A 25,511-nucleotide genomic window follows, 5' to 3' on the forward strand; every position below is an offset into this window, starting at 1 on the left:
TTTGAGTTCGGGTTTTCCGCTTATTTTACAAAAGAATCGGTGTGAAACTCCTGAATCGAATTCCTATCTTCATCATACCGCTCCACCATCTTTCCATTCGTAAGCCGGTGAATTAGCTTTCTCCAGAACGCCTGGGCAGGATAATTCGCTTCAATTTGGGAAAGAGTCCAATGGCCAGGATACAAGTTAAACAGCATGGCAGCGGCTTCTTTTCCAAATCCGCGGCCGCTGTATTTAGCCATAATAAAAAATTCCTGAATCGTCTTCACCGCTGGTTCGTTTTCCACAAGAGCAAATCCAGCAAGCTCTGTCTCATACGTAATAAAGAAGGCTTGGAAAGCGGGATCGTTCCAATATTTGTTCAAATCAAACGGAAGATAGGTTCCTTCAGGCTCTAAAGTAATCGACGGTTTATACCGACTAAACTCGTAAATATAAAACTGCATGAGATTGTGGAGGAGGCCTTCCTCTTCTTTTTTTACGTTCTCTAACTTAATCAACTTTCTTCCCCCTTGTCATTCGACAATAAATTCCATATTTATCCTCTATTTTACCACTAAATCCTTACATTTTTCGCTGTTTATTTCCTCTATTTTTTCCCTGAGAAAAATAGTATAATTTAATTAAATCAAAAGATGTCAGAACATTCGCATTGTTTATTTTAGGAGGGTTCAGATGAAGGTACTTACATTTGATACGGGTTATTCCCATGTTGATGTTCAGCGCGAACGTCTTTATCCGTTATTTGAAGAAGTGTTCGGTATCCCCGCCGCAGAATTCCGCCGATTCTATGACCAGGGATTCTGGGATCACACCTATCAGCCTTTTACTTACCTCGTCGACAATCTCGCCATATCGAACGTATCGTGTTTCGATATGCCACTGATTATGGAAGGAAAAATATATCAAAGTGCGGGCATACAATCGTTTATGACACATCCTGAGTACAGAGATCAAGGGCTCATGAAGTCGCTGTTCAAGCTATTGCTGGAGCATATCGATGAGCGATATGAACGCAGTTTTCTCTACACATCCAATCCAGAGCTCTACACTCCCTATGGTTTTCAAACCGTGACTCAGCACTATTTTAAAACCCGTTATCTCCACAAACCTGCCCAACCGCTCCCGCTCAAAAAGCTGGACTTAGCTAAGGATGAGGATGCGAAGCTTGTGTATCGTTTACTTAAAGAAAACGAGCCAAGCTCCCACCAAATGACAGCGCTCACTTACCGTTCGGCCTTTTATTTAAACTTGATGAATTCCGAATTAGCCTCGCATTTATATTATTCGAGTGACTTAGACATTCTGATACTTTTCCATGTAATAGAAGATTGCCTGGAAATTTATGATTGTGCCGGGGCGCATATGCCGGACTTAGCGCAAATTTGTGATCTGATCCCTGTGCCTTTTCAGGAAGTCCACGTATTCTTTACTCCTGATCGGCTCAACCATCCGTTCGAACCGGAAGTTTTTCACCGGGGCAGTGACCTTATGGTGAGGGGGAAATTTCTAAAGCCCTTGAAACCGTTTATGCTGCCTATTACGGCAGAATTCTAATCAAAAGAATAAAATGACTGCAAAGCAGAGAATCGATACCTGATTCTCTGCTTTTTCATTTAAAGATAACCCCCTCACAGCATAGTCATAGAGCTTAGGCTCTTTTCCCAACCAGGAGGGTAATTCATCCTCTTTTTTAGAAAAATGAGTTTGAATTCGTCCATACGTGGAATCAATCATAACATCTTGTAAAAAGTACCAATTAAAAAAGGAGGATTCATCAAATGGATCGTATGAATCGACAAACCCAAGGCCAGCCAGGACAGGAACAATCCAGACAGCCCGGTCAAGAACAAGAGATGAACCCTAAGCCGCTCCAAGCGGATGAAGACTATAAAAGCGGAAATAAACTACAAGGAAAAGTTGCCCTCATTACCGGCGGTGACAGCGGCATTGGACGTTCAGTAGCAATCAGTTATGCAAAAGAAGGAGCTGACGTGGCGATCTCCTATTTAGAGGAACACGAGGATGCCGAATACACGAAAGCGAAAATTGAAGCCGAAGGACGCCGTGCCATTTTAATTCCAGGAGATGTCGGGGATGAAACGGTCTGTAAGCAGGCCGTAGAACGAACAGTCAATGAACTGGGCAAACTGGACATTTTAGTGAACAATGCGGCCGAGCAGCACCCAACGGATGATTTACTCAACATTTCTACCGAACAGCTGGAGCAAACGTTTCGGACGAATATTTTTTCCATGTTCCACTTAACGAAAGCAGCAATCCCTCATTTGAAAGAGGGAAGTGCGATCATCAATACTGCCTCCATTAATCCTTATACCGGAAATCCGGAACTGGTGGATTATACAGCCACAAAAGGAGCTGTCGTTGCCTTTACGAGATCCATGGCTAAACAACTGGTGAGTAAAGGCATTCGTGTAAATGGAGTAGCACCAGGTCCGATCTGGACACCGCTGATTCCTTCTACTTTCCCAGAAGATAAAGTCAAAGAATTTGGAACCAACACTCCAATGGGACGTCCTGGTCAGCCTGTGGAACATGCAGGAAGCTACGTACTGCTTGCCTCAGATGACTCCAGTTATATTACGGGACAATTCATTCACATTAATGGCGGTCTATACACTTCAAGTTAATTATTTTTGTAAAACCAGTAAAAAACGCCTTCATTGCGAAGGCGTTTTTTTTATGCCGTTAACGAACGATTTATTGAATGAAGTAAAATTTACTTAGTCGGACTGCTTTACACTCAGTACAGTAACGGTAACCAGGATGAGTACCATACCAAGTAGTTGAATCATTGTCATAGAGTCTCCGATAACCAGAACACCGAATAATGAAGCTGTTACGGGCTCTACCATCGCAACCATCGAAGCCGTCGTAGGAGCCGTCCGGCGGATACCAATGAAATACAGAATAAACGAAATCCCAGCACCTAAGATCCCTAAGAGAATAAACCATCCTGCATCGCTGGAAGTCAACGCAGCTGCCGTTTGACCCTTATCCGCAAAAACAAGAAGGATGATACAAAATGCAAAAAAGGCGATGGTTAAAGTTGTCTGTGGCTTTCCGATCTCAGATGCATTTTTAAACCCGAATATAAACAAGGCATAGGAGAGTCCGGCAGCAAGTCCTGAAGCAGCTCCTAGAAAACTCACCGTAATAGAATCCATATTGTAGGCACCTGTAAGCAGGATAATTCCTATAAGCACACCAGCGATACATCCCCATTTAAACCAAGTTGACCGCTCTATTCGTAATAAAAAAGAGAATAGAAGAACGAATACAGGGGCGGAATACATTAAAGTAGCGGCCACCGCAATACTGGCAGATTGAATACTGAGAAAATAAAAAGTGAAATTTCCTGCAACACCCACCCCGGCAAGTAAAGACCATTTGTATAACCGAGGAGAGAAACTCCAGTTTTGTTTAAAACGAAAGAGAAACCATACGAGAAAACAAAAAAAGCCAACCGCACCACGGTATAGGGAAATTACAATAGGGTCCCAGCCCTTACTCATTAAAATATCGGCAATGCCTCCGCTTACCCCCCAGCATATAGCGGCCAGCATAACTAAACCTATTCCTGCAAATCTCATGATCTCCCTCCTAAACATAAATGATACTGCGAAATTTTATACGCAATTAAAGACCTAACCTGACCATAATCACGTAAATTTAACAGCCTGATAATTTTCCATTTGCCCCTAATCAAACCTACGTTGTTTAAAAAAAGGTATTACCGTTAATTCCTTATAACTTCCATATTTAAACTATCATTTTTACAGAAAAAGATATTTCAATATATTATACCGAGATAATATATGTTAGGTGAGTCTAATTACACAGGGATGAAAGGTGTTTAGCTAAGCATTTGGTAATCATAGAGTTAAAAAGCTATAAACTGGTAAAGATAGTCATTTATTTTAAGGAGAATAATCATAAAAAGTATAGAAATTGATTTCTTAGAATAATTGTACGAAGTATTCCTCTCCCATTCTTCCCATCTTTACGTTAGACTGAAATCAGCAGAGTGAAGAGAGGAGGAATGGGTATGCCGGAAGGTCCCGAAATACGAAGAGCGGCAGATGAACTGGAAAACGCCTTGCTCCATCGGCCAGTTTTGGAGATCTCTTTTGCCTTTCCTTATCTGAAGGATTATGAACCCTTCTTTAAAGGATCATCTATTAAGAAAGTCGAAACGAAGGGGAAAGCCATGCTGATTCGATTCGATAATGGCTATACGCTTTATTCTCACAATCAGCTATACGGAAAATGGTATGTCAGAAATGCCTATAACTATCCTAAAACGAACCGGCAGCTTCGGCTTGCGATTCACAATGAAGAGAAGTCGGCTCTGCTTTACAGTGCCTCTGATATTGAAGTATTAAAAAACGAAGAAGTACCTGAACATCCGTTTATTTCAAAAACAGGTCCAGACCTTCTCAATGAACCCATCTCTGAGCAGAAACTCGTGGAGCGCTTTACAAGCAGGGCATTCACCAATCGAAAATGGAGCATACTTCTGCTGGATCAATCCTTCATTGCCGGAATCGGCAACTATTTAAGAAGTGAAATTCTATTTGCCGCTCAGATACACCCAGATCTGCGACCGGCAGACTGCAGTAGAGAGCAATTACACGATGCTGCTAAAGCGTGCATGGAATTGACGTGGCGATCCTACCGAAATAAAGGAATTACCAACGATCTTCAGTTAGCCCGGGAGCTAAAAGCGCAGGGAGCCAAACGGAATGAATATCGTCATTGGGTATTTAATCGCGAAGGGCTGCCTTGTCGGATCGACGGTACAGAAATTATCAAATTCCGCGCAGGTTCAAGACGGTGCTACTATTGTCCAACCTGTCAAAAAAGCAGCCGGGACAAAAATAGGTTCCACAGCAAAAAACCCGAACCCATGTAAATGACAGGGTTCGGGTTTTTCAGGTGTCTACTATTTTGTCGCCGACTCTTTATTTTTTTCTAATTATCTACCTAACCAGCCGCCATCAACAGCTAATTGATGACCGTGAACATAGTTAGAAGCATCTGAAGCAAGGAACACGGCCGTTCCTTTAAAGTCTTCAGGTTTTCCCCAATCTCCGGCAGGAATGCGGTCAAGAATCTGCTGATTACGATTCTCATCATTAATCAGTGCCGTATTCATATCTGTTGCCACATATCCTGGCACAATCGCATTCACATTCACATGGTGCTGCGCCCATTCATTGGACAGGGCTTTCGTTAATTGAGATACACCGCCTTTGGACGCTGCATAAGCAGGCACCGTGATGCCGCCCTGGTAGGATAAGAGAGAAGCAAAGTTAATGATTTTTCCGCTTTTTTGAGGAACCATATAGCGACCCGCTTGCTGACAAAGAAGCCAAACGGTTTTTAAGTTCACATTAATTACGTCGTCCCAGTCTTCTTCCGGAAAATCAACCGAAGGCGAACGACGCTGGATACCGGCACAGTTGACTAGAATATCAATCTTTCCGAACGAGGAAACAACGGACGGAACCGCTTCCTTCACCTGTTCTAATTGGTTGAGATCACAAGGAATGATGTGACACGTGCGGCCAAGCTCTTCGATTTCATTCTTCACATCTAATTGATCTGGATTCCTTTGAAGAAGAGCGATATCTGCTCCGGCTTCTGCCAAAGCCAAGGCGACAGAGCGCCCAATCCCTCTCGTGGCTCCTGTAATAGCTGCTACTTTTCCATCCAAATTAAATAGATTCTGACTCATAAAAATCCCCTTTTTCTCTCATATTTAAAACACTAATAAGAAAGCGTTCTCTTAACTACTTCGACTTTAACACTAAAATTCCTTTCTTGTATAGTGATAAGCGATAAAAATTTTTTTCACTTACCTTAAGTAAAGAATATATGGCGAGCTTCAATTTCTTCATTGACATGTAAAATACCGAAAGAATAATAGGGGAGTTTCCGCTTATCTGTGACAGATCCAGGGTTGAAAATCATCACCTTTTTGACATAACGCAAGAGCGGCAGGTGAGAGTGACCGAAAATAATCAGATCGACTTGATCTTCTGAAAAGGCTTCGACCACACGTTTCTCCGTGGTTTTCTTTTCTCCATGGCCGTGAACCAGACCGATGCGCTTTCCTTCTATTTCAAGAATTTGCTGAAAAGGGACCAGTGCCTTGATGTCATCTCCATCGACGTTTCCATACACTCCTTTTACAGGTGCGTAACCGGCTAATTCCTCATAAAGCGCAGGTGTCTGCCAATCCCCTGCATGAATGATTAAGTCTGCGCCAGGCAGCTCTTCTAATAGTCGTGAAGGAAGATTGCTGCCTTTTTTCGGGAAATGGGTGTCTGCTAATACGACGATCTTCATAAGCGTCCTCCTTCTAATCCTGACAAGCGATTCATCAACACGAGACTTTTATCCACACTCGTACAGATATACCCAATGATTTGCGGCATCGTAAATACCTGAAGAGGCGCGTTAAGATCCTCCTGACTGTAGTGTAAATCCTCTAGGGCAGAGTCGAGAAAGCTACTAAAGTCCGCTTTGTTCATCTCACTTATTTCTGGAAAGGAACAGAAGGCTTTCAAGCTTGCCTCAAGCTCTTCCTTTAATCCAAAATGCTTCAGTAATTTCCCATTCAGCAAACGAAAATCTTCATGGTAAACGGTATAAAATTGCGGATCATTTTTCATACGATTTCTCAACCAGGCAAAGTAGAAACCCTGCAGCCATATTTGGTCAGCAATTAAATGTGAATAATAGCCTAACCAAAAAGGCGAACTGAGCTCCTCTTTATGATCCGTAACAAAACGCTGTAAATCCATCGTTCTTGAATAATCCTCATGGTTGCCTATGTAATAATGAGTCGTGTCTTTAGAAGAAACAGCGTCCGGGGCTAAAGCTCCTGCAAGCATTTCGGTTTTCCGATCGATCGAATAGGCCTTGGCAATTTGATAGGCAGCAATTAAATGCATCACTCTGGAACCGATAACCTTTCACCTCACGATTGATATATGATTAACCTTCTTCTAAATTATCATAATTAAGATAAATAGGAAATTATATCCTTTAACAGAGACTTAGTCCGGCTTTTTGCTCCCCTTAACACGCAGAAAACCCGAACCATTGATTTCTTTGGTTCGGGTTTCTAATGACTTCCTGTTCGTTTGTATTATTGAATCGGCGCTTTATTCGGTGTTCCCGCTTTACGCGGGTATTTCTTAGGAGTTTTTCTGCGCTTTTCTACCAAGGCAATATTACGCTCGCCGCCTTCTTCAGGCAGTTCAAACGTGTGAATATCCTCAACCTCGCCTCCAACCGTCTGAAGTGCTAGATTTGCCTCTTCCATTTCATCCTGTAGATGAGGACCTTTCATGGCCATGAAATGCCCTCCTTTTACGGTTAAGGGTAAGCAAAGTTCACTTAAAACGGACATGCGGGCAACTGCTCTTGCCATGACTAAATCATAGCTTTCGCGAAACTTGGCATTTTTTCCGAAATTCTCCGCACGATCGTGATAGAAAGCAACCTCATCGAGTTCAAGCTCGTGGGCTAAGTGGTTCAGAAAAGTGATCCGCTTTTTTAACGAATCAACAATCGTGACCTTCAGTTGCGGAAATACGATTTTCAAAGGCAGACTAGGAAAGCCGGCGCCCGCCCCGACATCACAGATCCGCAGCGGCTTGGAAAAGTCATAGTAAAAGGCAGCGGTTAACGAATCATAAAAGTGTTTCAAATATACCCCTTCCAGATCCGTAATTGCTGTGAGATTCATCTTTTCATTCCATTCTACTAGAATGTTGAAGTATTGCTGAAACTGGTGCTGCTGCTTCTCACTTAGTTCAATACCTTGTTCTTTTAAAGCTTGTAGAAAGGTGTTTGTATCCATGAGTCCATCCTTTCTTTATTCCCCGGAAACTCGGGCGATTTTTCCTTGTTCAATATAGACAAGTAAAATGGAAACATCCGCAGGGTTCACACCAGAGACGCGGGAAGCCTGTCCGACAGAAAGCGGACGAACTTCTTTCAGCCGGTCTCTTGCCTCTGTAGCGAGTCCGTTAATGTCATCATAGTCGATATTCTCAGGGATCGATTTGGAATCCATTTTCTTCATCCGATCAATTTGCTCTAGTGCTTTTTTAATATAGCCATAGTATTTCACCTGAATTTCGACCTGCTCTTTAATATCTTCTGTGAGCGGTACATCACTTGGTGAAATTCGTTCAATATGGTGATAGTTCATTTCTGGACGTTTAAGAAGATCGGTAGCTCGCACCGCATCTTTAAGATGAGAGCCGCCAGCTTCCTCTACAATTTCCTGAACATCATCGGTATTTTTAATAATAAGATTTTCTAAACGATTCTTCTCTACTTCAATATGTTGTTTCTTTTCCAGGAAGCGTTCGTAGCGTTCGGTGGGAACGAGTCCTAGCTCATGACCGATTTCGAGCAAGCGTAAATCTGCATTATCATGACGTAGTAATAACCGAAACTCCGCGCGAGACGTCAGCAGACGATACGGTTCACCGGTTCCTTTAGTCACGAGATCATCAATCATAACGCCAATATACCCTTGAGACCTGTCCAGAATTAAAGTTTCTAGATCGAGAGCTTTGGCTGCAGCGTTAATTCCTGCCATAAGTCCCTGTCCTGCCGCTTCTTCGTACCCGGATGTGCCATTAATTTGTCCGGCCGTGAACAGACCGCTGATTTGCTTCGTTTCTAGCGTCGGCCATAGCTGCGTTGGCACCACGGAATCATATTCGATCGCATAGCCTGCGCGCATGATTTCCGCATTTTCCAGCCCCGGCACGGTTTTCATCATTTCATTTTGGACAAATTCAGGAAGCGAAGTGGATAATCCTTGCACATACACCTCTTCTGTATCTCTTCCTTCTGGCTCCAAAAAGATTTGGTGGCGCGGTTTATCATGGAAACGAACGATTTTGTCTTCGATAGACGGACAATAACGCGGTCCAGTCCCTTTAATCATGCCAGAATACATTGCAGAAAGCCCGAGATTTTCATTAATAATGCGGTGAGTTTCCTCATTCGTATACGTTAACCAGCAAGGAACCTGGTCTGTAATAAATTCAGTTGTTTCATAAGAAAAAGAGCGTGGTTCCTCTTCTCCAGGCTGAATTTCGGTTTTGGAATAGTCGATGGTATGGCTGTTCACGCGCATTGGCGTGCCTGTCTTAAACCGAACCATATCAATCCCTAGCTCTTCCAGGTGTTCGGATAAGGAGACGGAAGTCCGCTGGTTATTAGGACCACTCTCATAAGCGAGGTCGCCGATAATGACTTTTCCGCGCATAAAGGTCCCTGTCGTCACAATAACAGTAGGCGCATAATAAGCTGCCTTCGTTTCCGTAACCACTCCTTTGATTTGGTTATCCTCTACCATCAGTCGTTCAACCATACCCTGACGAAGCGTAAGGTTTTCCTGATTCTCTAATACACGTTTCATTTCTTTAATATAAAGAGGTTTGTCGGCCTGCGCACGCAGCGCTCTTACCGCCGGTCCTTTTCTCGTATTAAGCAGACGCATTTGAATATGGGTTTTATCGATAACTTTCCCCATAGCTCCGCCTAAAGCGTCAATTTCCCGTACAACAATTCCTTTTGCCGGTCCGCCGATGGACGGGTTACACGGCATAAACGCAACCATATCAAGGTTGAGTGTAAGCATGAGCGTCTTTGCGCCCCTTCTGGCAGAGGCCAATGCTGCTTCAACCCCCGCATGACCGGCACCAATTACAATTACATCATAATGCCCTGCATCATAAGTCATTTGGTTTGTCTCTCCTTCGCTGATATTATTTCCCTAAGCAAAATTGCGAGAACAGCTGATCAATGAGACTTTCGTGGACGGCTTCTCCTATGATTTCCCCAAGAATTTCCCACGTTCTTGTGACATCAATTTGGACAACATCCAAGGGAACACCCATTTCCATCCCGTTCTGAGCATCCTCAAGAGCTTCTTTCGCCTGCTTGAGAAGCTGGACATGGCGTACGTTGGACACATACGTCATATCGCCTGCGTCAAGCTCACCTTCAAAGAACGTATCGGCAATCGCATGTTCTAACTGGTCAATTCCTTCTTCACGGATCAAGGCTGTGGTAATCACTGGATGTTCAGCCGTTAATGCTTTGACCCTATCTATATCAAGTCGCTGTTCTAAATCCGTTTTATTAACAATGACAATCACATTCATGTCATCAATCGCTTCAAAAAGTTTTTCATCTTCTTCTGTCAGCTCATCTCCATAGTTTAACACAAGCAGGATGAGGTCTGCTTCTTTCAATACTTGTCTGGAGCGTTCGACACCGATCCGCTCCACGATATCTTCCGTTTCACGAATTCCCGCTGTGTCCACTAACCGGAGCGGAACGCCGCGGACATTGACGTATTCCTCAATGACATCCCGAGTTGTTCCAGGGATTTCTGTAACAATTGCTTTATTCTCATGAACAAGAGCGTTCATAAGCGAAGATTTCCCCACGTTCGGCCGGCCGATAATCGCGGTTGCTAATCCTTCTCTTAAAATTTTCCCCTGACGAGCGGTTTCTAACAGCTTCGTAACCTCACGATGAACTTCATCCGTTTTCTCTTTCATCATCTCGTGGGACATTTCTTCCACATCGTCGTATTCAGGATAGTCAATGTTTACTTCCACGTGTGCGAGCGTCTCAAGCAGCTTTTGTCGTAAATCCTGAATCAGATGAGACAGACGACCGTCCATTTGCTTTAAGGCGACATTCATCGCCCGGTCCGTCTTGGCCCGGATTAAATCCATCACTGCTTCTGCCTGTGATAAATCAATTCTGCCGTTTAAGAAAGCACGCTTCGTAAATTCACCTGGTTCCGCTAAGCGAGCACCGGTTTCGAGCACGATCTCCAGGACACGATTCACAGAAACCAGTCCGCCGTGGCAGTTGATTTCTACAATATCTTCTCTGGTAAAAGTCTTAGGAGCCCGCATGATGGAAACCATCACTTCCTCCGCCATTTCCCCAGTGTCGGGATCAATTATTTTTCCATAATGCATAGTGTGCGAATCAACAAGGTTTAAATCTTTCCCGCGAAATAAACGGTCTGAAATGGCAACCGCTTCTGGTCCACTTAATCGAACGATCGCAATGGCTCCTTCTCCCATTGGCGTTGAAATGGCCGTTATTGTATCAGTTTCCACACACGCCACCTCCTTCTTTCATCGTTTATATTTATATTTATCCACAGTAATAAATTTCAGTAGTCACTAACTTAATAGATTACCACACATCCGGGTGTTTTGAAAAGATATCAACAGATATTTTTAAAGTTTATCTTAGAAAACATTATCCACATGTGTATAACTACTTATTCCTTCTTTAAATGAAATCTATAAGTAAAAGCAAACTTATTTGCCAAGAATCGATGTCATTTAAGGCCGCAGCCAAAAAAGAGTTAGGGCGGCGAGGAAACAACTCGCTTTCCTGCGGGGGAACTGGCAAGCCTCCTCGGTCGTTATCAATCCCTGTGGGGTCTCGCCTAGCTCCTTCTCCCGCGGGAGTCTCACTGTTTACCTGCCGCCTTGTAATTTTTAAAAATGAACGGCTATACGAAGATCATTTAATGCTTCTCTCTCATTTCATTATCAGAAGTTGTCGTTTATTTTATCCTTCCAGCAAGTTCCGTCAATAACCCAATCGGTGAAAAAATCTTCCCGCTGCCTGAATGGCGCGGGAAAGTTCTTTGTTGCAATGGAGGCTCCACATTCTTCTCTTATTTGTTTTTAAAGGTGATAGAGATAATTCATTAGAACTCTGTTTTCCATAATAGAGTTGAAAAAGCAATGCTCTTCTAGGTGGTTCCGAACCCCACAATTTGAGAAGGGGGAAGGAAAACGGCGAGACTCCTGCGGGACGTGCAGACAGGGGAGACCCCGCAGTTTTGAAAAAACGAGGAGGCTTCCCGTCCTGCCCCGCGGAAAGCGAGTCGATTTTCCTGGACCCTTTTCGCCCGTTCGGCACGGTACCGAGAATGATGCCTCATTAGAGCCAGGAATAGCGAGTTATTCGACCTCTTAAACCTTGTTAAAAGAAAATAACCCTTCTCGAATCAACAAAAAATACTCCTGCCAAATCACTTTGACAGAAGTATAAATCGTAAACCATTATCTCGGCTCAATCACAACATGACGCTTAGGATCATTGCCATTTGAGTCCGTTTTTACTTTATGATGATCTTGCAATGCCGTATGAATAATTTTTCTTTCGTAGGACGGCATCGGTTCAAGCTTCACCGCTTTGCCTGTCCGAACAGCCTTCTCCGCTAAACGTTCAGCCAAAGTTTCCAGCGTTTCTTTACGCCTGTCCCGATAACCCTCCGCATCGAGAAGAACGGTGTAAAACTGATCCGATTCCCGATTTACGACGAGCTGAACAAGATATTGCAGTGAATTTAAGGTTTGGCCGCGTTTCCCTATAAGTAAAGCAATTTTCTCTCCTGCTAAATCAATAGAAATATCACGGTTATGAACTTCTGTTTTCGTTTCAACAGGAGCCCCCATTTTTTCTGCTACTTCTGCGATGAATAATTCGGCATCCTGCACAGGATCTTTCAGAATGGAGACTTTAACAATAGCCGGTTTTGAACCAAATCCTAAAAACCCTTTTTTACCCTCATCAATGACATCCACATTTACTTGGTCCCTTGATGTTTGTAATTGCTCTAGTGCTGATTGGACCGCTTCTTCAACAGTAGTTCCAGTAGCAGTCATCTGCTTCACTTTTCAGTTCCTCCTGTCGCATCTTTCATCATTGGCTTACGAATAAAGATCGTTTGCGCGATCATGACACAGTTACCAACGATCCAGTATAATGCCAGCGCTGATGGGAAAAAGAAAGCAAAAGTACCGATCATCAGCGGCATAATGTAAAGCATCATCTGCATTTGCGGGTTTTGGCCCGCCGCTCCGCCGGCAAGCATCAATTTCTGCTGCAGGAAGGTGGTTCCTGCGGTCAGAATGGCTAAGAAAGGATCGGACTCTCCAAGCTGAAGCCATAGAAAACTGTGCGCCTGAATCTCATGGGTCCTCATAATCGCATGATAGAAACCTATAAGAACTGGCATTTGCACAACGATTGGTAAACAGCCAGCTAATGGGTTAACCCCATTGGATTGGAAAAGCTCCATCGTTTCTTTTTGCAGTTTCTGCTGGGTTTGAGCATCTTTAGAACTGTATTTTGCTTTCAATTCTTTCAGCTGCGGCTGAATATCCTGCATAGCTTTTGAACTTCTCAGCTGCTTGATATTTAATGGCAGCAGAATCACACGAATAATAATAGTAACGACGATAATAGCTAAACCATAGCTATTTCCTAGTAAGTCAGCGAAAAACATAAGGGTTTGTGATAATGGATATACAATATATTCACTCCAGAAACCCGTACTATCCGCGGTAATATCCTGATTAACCTGGGAACACCCGGATAAGAACGTAAGCACGCCTGTAAACACAAGCAGCGCTAAAATCTTGTTACGCAAAATCCCTTCCTCCTTATCGATTCACATCTAGCTATTTCTATCCAACAGTGTAGCATTATTTCACTTTATAATTCTATATAATATATGGATTAAGTTCATGATCTTTTCATTAGCAGCTTAGACCGTGAAAGGACATGAGTTAAACTCTTCTTTATTTCATGAAATTCCATTTGATTCGTCGGTTTTCTTGCAATAATAACAAAATCACATGGAAATTTAATTTCTTCTTCCAGTTCATGAAAAGCCTGTCTCAAATATCGTTTCACTTGATTACGAACCACGGCCGGACCAATCTTTTTACTGACCGATAATCCTATTCGAAAATGAGCCTGGTCCTTCTTCCTTAAGTAATAGAGGACGAGCTGCCGATTCGCGAAAGACTGACCATGCTGAAATACTTGTTGGAATTCTTTATTTTTTTTAATTCGGTAAGCTTTCTTCATGGAATTGCGCCCCTCCGTAAATAGACCAGCAGATCTCCTCTGCTTCTTTCTCTTTAATTAGAAAAAAAGACCACTGATAGTGTTCAGTGGCCTATGCTGATAAAACTTTTCTTCCTTTTTGGCGACGACGAGCAAGGACTTTACGTCCGTTCTTAGTGCTCATACGCGTACGGAAACCATGTACTTTCTTACGCTTACGAGTATTTGGTTGAAATGTACGTTTCATTATATATACACCTCCTGCATTAATTCCAAAACTAACATCTAAAAGGCAGTCCCGATAATTATAATCAAGACCGCCAAAACTGTCAACGGGTACTTTAATGATTCTAGCTGATTTTTCTTCAATCTGCAAACAGTTATATAACAGAAACTGTTACATAACAACTTGAAAATAATCAGCCTACACGTTATAAAAGGAAGAGTGATTCAGCGAACATTCACAGGCCCTGTGTATAATTTTTTCGACCGGAAACGACTATCCACACCAAATATCGACAAGCTAATCACAAAATATAGTGTTGTGGACAGAATCTGTCTACAAGCTGTTGGGATTGTGGATAAGTTAGCCAGAACCATTGCAACGCTAGCTTTTATCTGGTATTATATTTGTGCTTAACCGAGAATTACTTCTGCTGCCAAAAAATCTTATACACAGATTGTGGATAACGTGTGGACAGTTATTAACACGCTTGTTTATGCGTTTATACACAAGGGTGTGGATAATGAAAATAACATTCTATAATCCTATGAAATCAAATCTTTTCTATCCACATACGTTCAGAAGTTTTTCTATCGACAACTTTATACAAACCTTATACAATCGCCTTTCGATCCCTTCGCGTCGTTCGAAAAAGAGAACGAAAGGCTTTTTTGTTTTCCATTGATAGTGAAAGGGGTGAAACAATTTGGAGAACATCCACGAACTTTGGGACAATACCTTGGAGAAGATCAAAGAGAAAATCAGCAAACCCAGTTTTGAAACATGGTTAAAAGCTACCAAAGCCGATTCCTTAACGGAAAGCACGTTAACCATTGTCGCACCAAATGAATTTGCCAGAGACTGGCTGGAGAACCAGTATGAAGGCTTAATAACGGAGACGTTAAATGAAGTGACCGGTGTTGAGCTTGAGACTAAATTTATTATTCCCGAGTCGAAAGATCAGTCGCTTGAAGATGTGAAACTGTCTTCTAAAAAAGTACCCGACGTGAAAAATAACGGTAATGAGGAATCACCGCAGAGCATGCTGAACTCAAAGTATACCTTTGATACCTTTGTTATTGGCTCAGGGAACCGATTTGCTCATGCTGCCTCCCTTGCCGTTGCAGAAGCACCTGCTAAAGCTTACAATCCACTGTTTATCTACGGAGGAGTCGGCCTTGGAAAGACCCACTTAATGCACGCGATTGGCCATTATGTATTAGATCATAACCCGAATGCTAAAGTGGTTTATTTGTCTTCTGAAAAATTTACGAATGAATTTATTAATTCGATCCGGGATAACAAAGCGGTTAATTTTCGCAATAAATACCGCAGTGTGGACGTGCTTTTAATTGATGATATTCAATTCCTTGCCGGGAAAGAACAAACCCAGGAGGAATTCTTCCATACATTTAATACGCTTCATGAAGAAAGTAAACAAATCGTGATTTCCAGTGACCGTCCGCCTAAGGAAATACCAACGCTTGAAGACAGGCTTAGATCCCGGTTTGAGTGGGGGCTGATCACTGATATTACTCCGCCGGATCTGGAGACAAGGATTGCCATTCTGCGTAAGAAAGCGAAGGCAGAGGGCCTTGATATCCCGAATGAAGTGATGCTTTATATTGCGAATCAAATTGATACAAACATTCGCGAACTGGAGGGGGCTCTCATTCGTGTGGTTGCCTATTCTTCGTTAATCAATCGCGACATCAATGCTTCGCTTGCGGCAGAGGCCTTGAAAGATATCATTCCAAGCTCCAAGCCCCGGGTCATTACTATCGAGGCGATTCAGGAAATGGTAGGCGAGAAATACAATGTCCGTCTGGAAGACTTTCCAGCTAAGAAACGAACGAAATCGATCGCTTTTCCAAGACAAATTGCGATGTATCTAACGAGAGAGCTTACCGACTATTCTCTGCCTAAGATCGGAGAAGAATTTGGAGGGCGCGATCACACTACTGTTATACATGCCCATGAAAAAATTTCTAAAATGATTGCTGCGGATCAGCAGCTGCAAAGAGAATTGGATGAAATTACGGAACAATTAAAATCTCATTAATCTGGATAGTGTGTATAACCGGACCACGTACATCAACAGGTTATTCACATGTGGATAACCATACAGTGATTACGTTCAATCCGGTTATCCACAAATCCACAGCCCATACTATTACTATTACGGTTTTATAATACAAAAATATAAGTAATATATGCTCAGTAGGAGGAGTGTATTTATGAAATTTATCATTCAACGCGACCAATTGATGGACAGCGTCCAAGATGTCATGAAAGCCATCTCATCAAGAACTACGATTCCAATATTGACTGGAATGAAACTGGAAGCTTCACAGAACGGGGTAAAGCTGACAGGAAGTGATTCGGATATCTCTATTGAATCCTTTATCCCTGAAGAAGAAGACGGTATTGTCTATGTGGAGAATATTGAACCTGGCAGTGTTGTACTTCAGGCTAAATATTTCCCGGACATTGTTCGTAAACTACCTCAGAAAACCGTAGAAATAGAAAGTGATAATCATAGAAACGTCACGATTCGGTCAGGAAGCGCAGAATTCCATCTAAATGGCCAGGATCCAGAAGAGTACCCTCAGCTTCCTCAATTACATACGGAGGACAGCTTTGAGCTGCCGATTGATTTACTGAAAAATTTAATCAGGCAGACGGTATTTGCTGTGTCCACTTCTGAAACCCGTCCGATTCTAACTGGGGTAAACGTTCGAATTGAGGCAGGCGTGCTTCATTTTGTGGCGACGGACAGCCACCGTTTAGCTTCCCGTCAAATTCCGCTTGGGGAGTCAGAAGAACGCTTGGAATTGCCGTCGATCGTTATTCCTGGTAAGAGCTTAACGGAATTAAATAAGATTCTGGATGATTCTCAGGACAAGATCGATATTAGTGTGACGGAGAACCAAGTGTTATTCCGTACGAAGCACTTATATTTCTTGTCGCGCTTACTTGATGGCAATTATCCAGAAACGTCTCGCCTGATCCCTGAACAAAGTAAAACGATCGTCAAAATTGGCACGAAGGAATTGCTGCAGTCAGTGGATCGCGCTTCTCTATTAGCGAAAGAAAACCGTAATAATGTCGTACGATTGATTACAAAAGAAGACAATGAAATCGAAATCAACGGCAACTCTCCAGAAGTAGGAAACGTGATAGAAGAAGTCATTGCGGATTCCGTCGAAGGGGAAGATTTAAAGATTTCGTTCAGTTCTAAATATATGATGGATGCATTAAAAGCGATCGATTACGATCAAGTTAAAGTAGAATTCACAGGAGCCATGCGCCCGTTCCTGATTCGTCCTGTGGATGATGAACAAGTTCTTCAGCTGATTCTCCCAGTGCGTACGTATTAATGCTGGAAACTAGGAATGCCATTATGACATTGCTCATAATGGCATTTTTTTATGATCAGGCGCTTGTATACCGCCCCTTTTCCTAGTAGTGGAATCTCTTATTTTGATCAAAAAATCTTTTAGTGAAATGATTCACGTAGAAAAAAAGTAGACCCAGCAGAATAATGCCAGGATCAGTGGGATAAAAAACGCCATTTTGGAAGAAAAAATCGTCCTTTCCTTCTATTTTCTGTCTTATTCTGCTCTTGTCTTTTCTTACAGCCAGATCTTTAGTAAAATAAAAGAAGGTCAATTCATGGAAATAGGGTGAATGATATGAACGAACGTATTGAGATCTCAACAGAATATATTCCGCTGGGACAATTTTTAAAATTAGCTAATGTGGTGGAATCAGGCGGCATGGTAAAAATCTTCCTAGCTGAATTTGAAGTTTATGTGAATGGTGAGCTTGAAAACCGCCGCGGAAGAAAACTGTACCTGGGAGATACAGTTGAAGTCGAAGAATTTGGAATGTATGAGGTCGTCCGGGGAGAGTAACCGGACCGCCAAAACTTACAAATTATGTATATTAATGAATTGTCTTTACGATCATACCGAAACTATGATCAGCTTTCATTAACCTTCGATCACACCATAAATGTCATCATTGGTGAAAACGCCCAGGGAAAGACCAATTTGATGGAAGCCATTTACGTGTTAGCGTTTACGAGATCTCACCGTACTCCCCGTGATAAAGAATTAATACAATGGGACGCAGAGTATGGTAAAATAAAAGGTAGTGTATTTAAACGGAATCGCCGGTTTCCACTGGAAATTGTTATTTCCAATAAAGGGAAGAAAGCGAAATTAAATCATATTGAGCAAAAGCGCTTAAGCGATTATATAGGTGCCTTAAATGTCGTCATGTTTGCACCTGAGGATTTAAACCTTGTCAAAGGCAGTCCTCAGGTGCGTCGTCGGTTTATTGACATGGAAATCGGTCAAATTCAACCTACGTACATCTATCATCTGGGACAGTATCAGAAGGTTTTACGCCAGCGGAACCATTTATTAAAGGAACTGCAGCGCAAGCCCGGAGCTGACCGCACCATGCTGAGTGTTTTGACTGACCAGCTGATGGAACATGCTGCGACCATTATCGAACGTCGGTTTAAGTTTTTACAGCTGCTTCGTTCCTGGGCAGCCCCTATTCATGAGGGAATCAGCAGGAACCTCGAAAATCTTGAGATTTCCTATGATGCCAGTGTCAAAGTATCAGAGGATATGAATTTGGAAATAATAAAAAAGACCTATGAAGAGAAGTTTTTAGAGATAGAGAGTAAAGAAATTGACCGCGGAACAACACTTGCCGGCCCGCACAGGGATGACCTTGTATTCTATGTCAACGGCAAGGATGTCCAGACTTATGGGTCTCAAGGTCAGCAGCGAACGACCGCTTTATCTTTGAAACTTGCTGAAATCGAGCTGATTCATAGTGAAGTAGGCGAATATCCCATCCTTCTGCTTGATGATGTGTTGAGTGAACTGGATGATTTCCGCCAGTCTCACCTTCTGCACACCATTCAGGGGAAGGTGCAAACTTTTGTCTCGACGACAAGTATAGATGGAATTGAACACGAAGCGCTGGACCAGGCTGAAATTTTTCACGTAAAGGATGGAACCATCGAGGTTCAGAAATGAGGTGGCAAGTTGTTTATTCACATCGGGGATGACCATGTGATTCAATCTAAAGACGTCGTAGCAATCATCGATCAGAGTCTTATGTCCTCTTCTTCAATTATTGAAGAAATGATTTTCAACCAACGGAAGAATAAACGAGTGGTAGAAACAGAAGAAAATAATGCAAAAGCCATTGTAGTGACCAATGACATTATTTATTTCAGCCCCTTATCTGTCTTCACGTTGAAAAAACGTGCCAATATGATGTCGACGCTTAATAAGCTTGAGGACTTCTCAGAGGAAATGGAATAAACCAGGGCCACGCAGCCATGTCGAAGGAAGAGATAAACCACTTGAGGAATGTAGGTGAGTACCATGAAGGAAGAAACAGTCGGAGAATATCAATCCTATGATGAGAGTCAGATCCAGGTGCTTGAAGGGTTAGAAGCGGTTCGTAAACGTCCCGGAATGTATATCGGGTCAACGAATGAAAAAGGACTTCACCATCTGGTGTGGGAAATTGTAGATAATAGTATTGATGAGGCCATGGCCGGTTTTTGCGATCATATTCAAGTATACATCGAAAAGGATAACAGCATTACCGTAACGGATAACGGACGGGGAATCCCAGTAGGTATTCAGGAAAAAACCGGACGTCCCGCGGTAGAAGTCATTATGACCGTTCTTCATGCCGGCGGTAAATTCGGCGGTGGAGGTTATAAGGTTTCCGGTGGACTGCACGGTGTAGGCGCATCAGTGGTAAACGCTTTGTCTACCCAGTTAGAAGTTTTTGTTCATCTGCATGGAAATATTTACTACCAGGAATTCCGCCGCGGTGTACCGCAAGAGGACTTGAAGGTGATCGGAGAAACCGATATTACCGGAACGCGGATTCATTTCGATCCGGACCCGGAAATCTTTTCGGAAACGAAAGAATATAAATTTGAGACACTTGCCAATCGATTGCGTGAGCTTGCCTTTCTAAACCGCGGACTCACCATCACGATTGAAGATAAGCGTACAGATGAAGAACCGAAGGATTATTATTATGAAGGCGGTATTGTCTCTTACGTCGAACACATGAATCGTACACGTGAAGCTCTCCACGAAACGTTTTTCGTAGAGGACGAGCAGGATGAGATTACCGTAGAGGTCGCTCTTCAGTACAATGACGGATTTGCCAGTAACATTTATTCTTATACGAATAACATTCATACTTACGAGGGCGGAACGCATGAATCAGGGTTCAAAACCGGTCTAACCCGTGTAATTAATGACTATGCCCGAAAGAATAATATGTTTAAAGAGACGGATCCGAATCTGACTGGGGATGACGTCAGGGAAGGCTTGACGGCGATTATTTCGATTAAGCACCCTGATCCACAATTCGAAGGTCAAACCAAAACGAAGCTCGGAAACAGTGAGGTACGAACCGTAACTGATTCTCTGTTCTCTGAAGGCTTTTCAAAATATCTGTTCGAAAACCCTAATATGGCGCGAAGCATTGTGGAAAAAGGTCTGATGGCTTCCAGAGCCCGTATGGCCGCTAAGAAAGCCCGTGAGCTGACCCGTCGTAAGAACGCACTGGAAGTCTCCAATCTACCAGGTAAACTGGCAGACTGTTCTTCCAAAGATGCCAGAATCTCTGAACTGTATGTGGTTGAGGGGGACTCTGCCGGTGGATCCGCCAAGCAAGGACGGGACCGCCATTTCCAGGCGATTCTGCCATTGCGCGGGAAGATTATCAACGTGGAGAAAGCCCGTTTAGATAAAATACTTTCCAATAACGAGGTGCGTACGATTATTACTGCCCTCGGAACAGGGATTGGCGAAGACTTTGATATCGCTAAAGCCCGTTATCATAAGATTGTCATTATGACAGATGCCGACGTAGATGGAGCGCATATTCGAACGCTGCTATTGACCTTCTTCTACCGCTACATGCGTCCATTAATTGAGTCAGGCTATATTTATATTGCGCAGCCGCCATTATATAAAATTCAGCAAGGGAAAGCCGCTTATTACACGTATAGTGATAAACAGCTGGATAAGATGCTGGCAGAGCTTCCTAACTCACCAAAACCTGGCGTACAGCGCTACAAAGGTTTAGGGGAGATGAATCCGGAACAGCTTTGGGAAACAACGATGGATCCTGATACAAGAACGCTGCTTCAAGTCAGTCTTGAGGATGCGATCGGAGCGGATGAAACCTTTGATATTCTTATGGGAGATAAGGTGGAACCACGTCGTAACTTTATTCAGGAAAATGCCCAGTATGTTCAGAATTTGGACGTGTAATTAAAACGTTAGAAATAGATAGAATGAGATACCTCTGTGATTTTTTCATTAGAACGGCAGTACGTCGTTCTTTTCTGACTCACAGGTAACTAGGAGGTAAAAGAATGGTGGATCAACCCGAACGCCCGCGCGTGCAGGAAGTAAATATCAGCCAGGAGATGCGTACGTCGTTTCTCGATTATGCGATGAGTGTCATTGTGGCTCGTGCCCTTCCTGACGTGAGAGACGGCTTAAAACCTGTGCACCGCCGTATTTTATATGCGATGCATGATCTCGGAATGCACGCGGACAAAGCTTACAAGAAATCTGCCCGTATCGTTGGGGAAGTTATTGGTAAGTATCACCCTCACGGTGACTCTGCTGTATACGATACGATGGTGCGGATGGCGCAGGACTTTAACTATCGCTATATGCTGGTAGACGGCCACGGAAACTTTGGTTCTGTGGATGGCGACGCTGCCGCAGCCATGCGTTACACAGAAGCAAGAATGTCCAAGATCTCGATGGAGATTTTAAAAGATATTAATAAAGACACCATCGATTATGATGATAACTATGATGGTACCGAGAGAGAACCGAAAGTCTTGCCAGCTAAATTTCCGAACTTGCTCGTAAACGGCGGTTCCGGGATTGCAGTAGGGATGGCAACGAATATTCCCCCTCATCAGCTGGGTGAAGTCATTGACGGCGTCCTTGCGCTGAGTAAGGATCCGGATATTTCGATCCAAGAGCTGATGGAGAATTATATTTACGGTCCGGATTTCCCGACGGCTGGTAAAATTCTCGGCCTGAGTGGTATTCGTAAGGCTTATGAAACGGGCAAAGGTTCGATCACTGTCCGTGCTAATGCCGAGATTGAAGAGCTCGCTAATGGGAAACCACGCATTATCGTGAATGAACTTCCTTACCAGGTGAATAAAGCACGGTTAGTCGAGAAGATTGCCGAGCTTGCCCGTGATAAGAAAATAGACGGCATTACCGACCTGCGTGATGAATCCGACCGTAACGGAATGCGTATGGTCATTGAGCTGAGAAAAGATGCCAACCCTAACGTGCTGTTAAACAATTTATACAAAATGACAGCCCTGCAAACCACATTCGGCATCAACATGCTTGCGCTTGTCAATGGTCATCCGCGCGTGCTTAATATTAAGCAGTGTCTGGAATACTATCTGGAACACCAGAAAGAAGTGATTCGCCGGAGAACGGCCTACGAATTACGTAAAGCTGAAGCTCGTGCCCACATTTTAGAAGGGCTGCGTATCGCTCTTGATCATCTGGATGAAGTCATTAAATTGATTCGTGAATCACAGACAACAGACATTGCCCGTACAGGGTTAATGGAGCGTTTCGGTCTGTCTGAAAAGCAGGCACAGGCCATTCTCGATATGCGTCTGCAGCGCTTGACTGGACTGGAACGAGAGAAGATTGAGAGTGAATACCAGGACTTAGTTAAACTCATTGATGAACTGAAAGCGATTCTGGCAGACGAAGAAAAAGTACTGGAAATTATCCGTGAAGAGCTTCTTGATATTAAAGAACGCTACAATGACGAACGCCGCACGGAAATTGTACTTGGCGGAACGGACTTTATTGAGGATGAAGACTTAATTCCTGAAGAAACCGTCATCGTCTCACTGACTCACCAGGGGTATGTGAAACGACTGCCAGCAACTACGTATCGCTCCCAGCGGCGCGGCGGACGCGGCGTTCAGGGAATGGGTACCCATGAGGAAGATTTTGTCGAGCATCTCTTGTCTACTTCGACGCATAATACGTTACTTTTCTTCTCGAACAAAGGAAAAGTGTATAAAGCGAAAGGGTATGAAGTGCCAGAGTTCAGCCGGACGGCTAAAGGGATTCCAATCATCAATATGCTGAATATTGAACAGGACGAGTGGATTAACGCTGTCATTACGGTAGAAGATTTCGTCGATGACTGGTATTTAATCTTTACCACCAGGAATGGAATTACGAAGCGGACGACGCTTTCCCAATTTGCCAATATCCGTAAAGGCGGGCTGATTGCTCTTGGTCTGCGGGAAGATGATGAATTAATTTCCGTTCGTTTAACCAATGGCACCAAAGACATTATGATCGGCACGCAGAACGGTTACTTGATTCGCTTTAATGAGGATCAAATCCGGGCGATGGGCCGTACAGCTGCCGGAGTGAAAGGGATTTCTCTTCGCGAAGACGACAAAGTGGTATCGATGGAAATTATTGATGATACCCTCCAAGTGCTGACGGTTACGAACAAAGGATTTGGTAAACGGACCCCTGCGGAAGAATATAGAATCACCAACCGCGGAGGTAAAGGGATCATTACCTGTAATCTCACCGAGCGTAATGGCCAGGTGGTTGCCACTAAAGCCGTGACTGGTGAAGAGGATGTTATGATTATTACCGCTAGCGGTGTGTTAATCCGTATGCCAGTGGAAAGCATTTCTGAAACGGGTAGAAACACTCAAGGAGTTCGCTTGATCAGACTTGGAGACGGTGAAGAAGTTGCTACCGTGGCCAGGATTGAGTCTGAAAAAGAAGAAGAACAACTTGTGGAAGAAGCCGTAGAAGCCTCAGAAGAAATGGATTCTGCGAATGTTGCAGATTCTGAAACTGAGGGAGAAGAACCAGCTGATCAGCCGGAAGAGGATGAAAAATCTTCTGACGATGAGTCCTGATGAACTAAATAATAGCACGCCGTCTGTCGATATAATAAAGGACAGGCGGCGTTTTATTTTTGTTCCTTCATGAGCGGGCAGAATGCTGGTGATAAGCAGGATTTCAGGTCAAAGAATTGCTCTTTTAACAGCATACATAATAAACTCCGTACAGATTAGATCTAAATTAAAATAGAATAGAGAGGAGGAGAATGCATGCGTGTGCATCCTTCTCAATTGGTTCCGGGCTGTATCCTTACTAAAGAAGTAATGGGGCGGACGAAACGACCGATCATCCCCAAAAATACAGTCATACATCACACTCATATTCATGTATTACATAATTTTCTCATCAGTTCGGTAGACGTAGCAGCCAAATTATCAGATGGGTCCCGGTATATGCCGCTGGAGAAAATGGAAGACCCTGAATCTCCCGCCATCTCTCCGGAAACACCACCGTCTGCCGAAGAGCCTTTATCTTTTCAAGAGCAATACTTAGAAGCGGTCCAGCAGTATAAGCAGTGGTACGCCAACTGGCGGTCCGGTGCCCCCATTGATATCCAACAAATACGGACTATTATGGTTCCGCTTTTAGAAGGGGCGGTGGAAAGCAGGCGGGAGGTATTTCTTCTGCACCATTATTCCTCTGAACAGGAATATCCTTATCATCACAGTGTGGCTACGGCCGTCATCTCCACGTTTCTAGCTGCAAAGATGGGGCATACCTATGGAGAATGGATTCAAATTGGGTTAGCGGGGCTGTTAAGTGATGCCGGCATGGCTAAAATAGATAACCGCATCCTGAATAAAGAAGAATCATTAGATGAACAAGAGTTTGAGGAAGTCAAAAAGCATGCCGCCTATTCCTACCGGCTTGTCGAATCCATCCCATCCTTAAGCATCAGTGCCAAGCTTGCCATTCTCCAGCATCATGAACGCTTAGATGGGAGCGGCTATCCTTTAGGATTAAATCAGGATAAGCTGCATCCATTCGGGCAGATCATCGCTCTCAGTGATATGTATCATGCGATGACCTCTGAACGCGTTTACCGGGACAAGCATTCCCCCTTTAAAGTACTGGAAGAAATTCTTCAGGAACAGTTTGGAAGATACGATCACAAAGTCATTCAAGTGTTAGCCAAAGAATTGGCTAGCTATTCGACCGGCAGCAAAGTCAAGCTTTCGAATGGGCAGGAAGCTGAAGTCATGTTTGTAGAAACCAATCATCCCGCCCGGCCGATGCTCCGTACTAAGGAAAATGGAGAGATTGTGCATTTGAAAGAAAGACTAGATCTGCATATAGAGGAAATTATCGACTAAAAAAGACCA

23 protein-coding genes are annotated in these 25,511 nt (G+C 43.4%); 11 read left to right on the plus strand and 12 right to left on the minus strand.

What is annotated here, in order from left to right; translation table 11 throughout:
• Positions 1–20: 20 nt before the first annotated feature.
• Positions 21–500, minus strand: coding sequence for a GNAT family N-acetyltransferase (locus Q7A53_RS19600; RefSeq protein ID WP_411790901.1), 480 nt, complete (start codon positions 498–500; stop codon positions 21–23).
• 175 nt (positions 501–675) lie between these two features.
• On the opposite strand from Q7A53_RS19600, the gene Q7A53_RS19605 reads away from it, so the two are divergent.
• Positions 676–1,557: a GNAT family N-acetyltransferase gene (locus tag Q7A53_RS19605; RefSeq protein ID WP_411790902.1), complete on the plus strand. Its 882-nt coding sequence runs from the start codon at positions 676–678 to the stop codon at positions 1,555–1,557.
• Between the two features lie 224 nt (positions 1,558–1,781).
• On the plus strand, positions 1,782–2,651 hold the full coding sequence (locus Q7A53_RS19610; RefSeq protein WP_411790903.1) for an SDR family oxidoreductase: 870 nt from the start codon (positions 1,782–1,784) through the stop codon (positions 2,649–2,651).
• A gap of 93 nt (positions 2,652–2,744) precedes the next feature.
• On the opposite strand, the gene Q7A53_RS19615 is transcribed toward Q7A53_RS19610, so the two are convergent.
• On the minus strand, positions 2,745–3,614 hold the full coding sequence (locus Q7A53_RS19615; protein WP_411790904.1) for a DMT family transporter: 870 nt from the start codon (positions 3,612–3,614) through the stop codon (positions 2,745–2,747).
• 455 nt (positions 3,615–4,069) lie between these two features.
• Between Q7A53_RS19615 and nei the strand changes: the two genes are divergently transcribed.
• Complete coding sequence (gene nei, locus Q7A53_RS19620) at positions 4,070–4,936, plus strand: endonuclease VIII (RefSeq protein WP_411790905.1); 867 nt, start codon at positions 4,070–4,072, stop codon at positions 4,934–4,936.
• A gap of 63 nt (positions 4,937–4,999) precedes the next feature.
• Here nei and Q7A53_RS19625 read toward each other — a convergent pair whose 3' ends face one another.
• The 10 genes from Q7A53_RS19625 to rpmH all read right to left on the minus strand — a co-directional run bounded on the left by Q7A53_RS19625 (position 5,000) and on the right by rpmH (position 14,209).
• Positions 5,000–5,761: an SDR family oxidoreductase gene (locus Q7A53_RS19625; RefSeq protein ID WP_411790906.1), complete on the minus strand. Its 762-nt coding sequence runs from the start codon at positions 5,759–5,761 to the stop codon at positions 5,000–5,002.
• A 125-nt stretch (positions 5,762–5,886) separates the two neighbouring features.
• Positions 5,887–6,375 carry a metallophosphoesterase family protein gene (locus tag Q7A53_RS19630; protein WP_411790907.1) on the minus strand — a complete coding sequence of 163 codons (489 nt, stop codon included), beginning with the start codon at positions 6,373–6,375 and terminating at the stop codon, positions 5,887–5,889.
• Positions 6,372–6,986 carry a hydrolase gene (locus tag Q7A53_RS19635; protein ID WP_411790908.1) on the minus strand — a complete coding sequence of 205 codons (615 nt, stop codon included), beginning with the start codon at positions 6,984–6,986 and terminating at the stop codon, positions 6,372–6,374. The genes Q7A53_RS19630 and Q7A53_RS19635 overlap by 4 nt, the downstream gene beginning before the upstream one ends.
• Before the next feature lie 194 nt (positions 6,987–7,180).
• Entirely contained in the window at positions 7,181–7,897 is a 717-nt protein-coding gene (gene rsmG / locus Q7A53_RS19640; protein WP_411790909.1) for a 16S rRNA (guanine(527)-N(7))-methyltransferase RsmG, read from the minus strand.
• Between the two features lie 15 nt (positions 7,898–7,912).
• Positions 7,913–9,802 (minus strand): tRNA uridine-5-carboxymethylaminomethyl(34) synthesis enzyme MnmG, encoded by a 1,890-nt coding sequence (mnmG, locus tag Q7A53_RS19645; RefSeq protein ID WP_411790910.1) that lies wholly within the window; start codon positions 9,800–9,802, stop codon positions 7,913–7,915.
• A 25-nt stretch (positions 9,803–9,827) separates the two neighbouring features.
• Positions 9,828–11,204: a tRNA uridine-5-carboxymethylaminomethyl(34) synthesis GTPase MnmE gene (gene mnmE, locus Q7A53_RS19650; RefSeq protein ID WP_411790911.1), complete on the minus strand. Its 1,377-nt coding sequence runs from the start codon at positions 11,202–11,204 to the stop codon at positions 9,828–9,830.
• 963 nt (positions 11,205–12,167) lie between these two features.
• Positions 12,168–12,782: an RNA-binding cell elongation regulator Jag/EloR gene (gene jag, locus Q7A53_RS19655; RefSeq protein ID WP_411790912.1), complete on the minus strand. Its 615-nt coding sequence runs from the start codon at positions 12,780–12,782 to the stop codon at positions 12,168–12,170.
• The gene (gene spoIIIJ / locus Q7A53_RS19660) at positions 12,779–13,540 is read right to left on the minus strand and encodes a YidC family membrane integrase SpoIIIJ (RefSeq protein WP_411790913.1); all 762 of its coding nucleotides are present in this window, start codon (positions 13,538–13,540) and stop codon (positions 12,779–12,781) included. Before spoIIIJ ends, jag begins: the two co-directional genes overlap by 4 nt.
• Positions 13,541–13,635: 95 nt before the next feature.
• A complete protein-coding gene (rnpA, locus tag Q7A53_RS19665; RefSeq protein ID WP_411790914.1) occupies positions 13,636–13,983 on the minus strand; it encodes a ribonuclease P protein component in 348 nt (115 codons plus the stop codon).
• 91 nt (positions 13,984–14,074) lie between these two features.
• Positions 14,075–14,209, minus strand: a complete 135-nt coding sequence (rpmH, locus tag Q7A53_RS19670) for a 50S ribosomal protein L34 (RefSeq protein WP_411790915.1) — start codon at positions 14,207–14,209, stop codon at positions 14,075–14,077.
• A gap of 682 nt (positions 14,210–14,891) precedes the next feature.
• Here rpmH and dnaA point away from each other — a divergent pair.
• The 8 genes from dnaA (at position 14,892) to Q7A53_RS19710 (ending at position 25,502) form a co-directional block, all read left to right on the plus strand.
• A complete protein-coding gene (dnaA, locus tag Q7A53_RS19675) occupies positions 14,892–16,247 on the plus strand; it encodes a chromosomal replication initiator protein DnaA (RefSeq protein ID WP_411790916.1) in 1,356 nt (451 codons plus the stop codon).
• A gap of 175 nt (positions 16,248–16,422) precedes the next feature.
• Positions 16,423–17,565, plus strand: a complete 1,143-nt coding sequence (gene dnaN / locus Q7A53_RS19680) for a DNA polymerase III subunit beta (RefSeq protein ID WP_411790917.1) — start codon at positions 16,423–16,425, stop codon at positions 17,563–17,565.
• Between the two features lie 315 nt (positions 17,566–17,880).
• Positions 17,881–18,102 (plus strand): S4 domain-containing protein YaaA, encoded by a 222-nt coding sequence (gene yaaA, locus Q7A53_RS19685; RefSeq protein WP_411790918.1) that lies wholly within the window; start codon positions 17,881–17,883, stop codon positions 18,100–18,102.
• A gap of 24 nt (positions 18,103–18,126) precedes the next feature.
• Positions 18,127–19,245 carry a DNA replication/repair protein RecF gene (gene recF / locus Q7A53_RS19690; protein WP_411790919.1) on the plus strand — a complete coding sequence of 373 codons (1,119 nt, stop codon included), beginning with the start codon at positions 18,127–18,129 and terminating at the stop codon, positions 19,243–19,245.
• A 9-nt stretch (positions 19,246–19,254) separates the two neighbouring features.
• A complete protein-coding gene (remB, locus tag Q7A53_RS19695; RefSeq protein ID WP_411790920.1) occupies positions 19,255–19,536 on the plus strand; it encodes an extracellular matrix regulator RemB in 282 nt (93 codons plus the stop codon).
• Positions 19,537–19,599: 63 nt separating this feature from the next.
• The gene (gyrB, locus tag Q7A53_RS19700) at positions 19,600–21,522 is read left to right on the plus strand and encodes a DNA topoisomerase (ATP-hydrolyzing) subunit B (protein WP_411790921.1); all 1,923 of its coding nucleotides are present in this window, start codon (positions 19,600–19,602) and stop codon (positions 21,520–21,522) included.
• A 104-nt stretch (positions 21,523–21,626) separates the two neighbouring features.
• Complete coding sequence (gene gyrA, locus Q7A53_RS19705; protein WP_411790922.1) at positions 21,627–24,203, plus strand: DNA gyrase subunit A; 2,577 nt, start codon at positions 21,627–21,629, stop codon at positions 24,201–24,203.
• A 195-nt stretch (positions 24,204–24,398) separates the two neighbouring features.
• The gene (locus Q7A53_RS19710) at positions 24,399–25,502 is read left to right on the plus strand and encodes an HD-GYP domain-containing protein (RefSeq protein ID WP_411790923.1); all 1,104 of its coding nucleotides are present in this window, start codon (positions 24,399–24,401) and stop codon (positions 25,500–25,502) included.
• Positions 25,503–25,511: the final 9 nt, after the last annotated feature.

This window comes from Halobacillus rhizosphaerae, assembly GCF_046719735.1.
In the GTDB taxonomy this organism is placed as follows: domain Bacteria; phylum Bacillota; class Bacilli; order Bacillales; family Halobacillaceae; genus Halobacillus_B; species Halobacillus_B rhizosphaerae.

What these genes read in the sequence shown, in the direction of transcription:
- nei (WP_411790905.1), top strand. Translation starts at nt 4,070, where the DNA reads ATGCCGGAAGGTCCCGAAATACGAAGAGCGGCAGATGAACTGGAAAAC.
- Q7A53_RS19605 (WP_411790902.1), top strand. Translation starts at nt 676, where the DNA reads ATGAAGGTACTTACATTTGATACGGGTTATTCCCATGTTGATGTTCAG.
- Q7A53_RS19610 (WP_411790903.1), top strand. Translation starts at nt 1,782, where the DNA reads ATGGATCGTATGAATCGACAAACCCAAGGCCAGCCAGGACAGGAACAA.
- Q7A53_RS19625 (WP_411790906.1), bottom strand. Translation starts at nt 5,761, where the DNA reads ATGAGTCAGAATCTATTTAATTTGGATGGAAAAGTAGCAGCTATTACA.
- Q7A53_RS19615 (WP_411790904.1), bottom strand. Translation starts at nt 3,614, where the DNA reads ATGAGATTTGCAGGAATAGGTTTAGTTATGCTGGCCGCTATATGCTGG.
- mnmG (WP_411790910.1), bottom strand. Translation starts at nt 9,802, where the DNA reads ATGACTTATGATGCAGGGCATTATGATGTAATTGTAATTGGTGCCGGT.
- rpmH (WP_411790915.1), bottom strand. Translation starts at nt 14,209, where the DNA reads ATGAAACGTACATTTCAACCAAATACTCGTAAGCGTAAGAAAGTACAT.
- gyrA (WP_411790922.1), top strand. Translation starts at nt 21,627, where the DNA reads ATGGTGGATCAACCCGAACGCCCGCGCGTGCAGGAAGTAAATATCAGC.
- Q7A53_RS19630 (WP_411790907.1), bottom strand. Translation starts at nt 6,375, where the DNA reads ATGAAGATCGTCGTATTAGCAGACACCCATTTCCCGAAAAAAGGCAGC.
- dnaN (WP_411790917.1), top strand. Translation starts at nt 16,423, where the DNA reads ATGAAATTTATCATTCAACGCGACCAATTGATGGACAGCGTCCAAGAT.
- rsmG (WP_411790909.1), bottom strand. Translation starts at nt 7,897, where the DNA reads ATGGATACAAACACCTTTCTACAAGCTTTAAAAGAACAAGGTATTGAA.
- Q7A53_RS19710 (WP_411790923.1), top strand. Translation starts at nt 24,399, where the DNA reads ATGCGTGTGCATCCTTCTCAATTGGTTCCGGGCTGTATCCTTACTAAA.
- rnpA (WP_411790914.1), bottom strand. Translation starts at nt 13,983, where the DNA reads ATGAAGAAAGCTTACCGAATTAAAAAAAATAAAGAATTCCAACAAGTA.
- yaaA (WP_411790918.1), top strand. Translation starts at nt 17,881, where the DNA reads ATGAACGAACGTATTGAGATCTCAACAGAATATATTCCGCTGGGACAA.
- gyrB (WP_411790921.1), top strand. Translation starts at nt 19,600, where the DNA reads ATGAAGGAAGAAACAGTCGGAGAATATCAATCCTATGATGAGAGTCAG.
- recF (WP_411790919.1), top strand. Translation starts at nt 18,127, where the DNA reads ATGTATATTAATGAATTGTCTTTACGATCATACCGAAACTATGATCAG.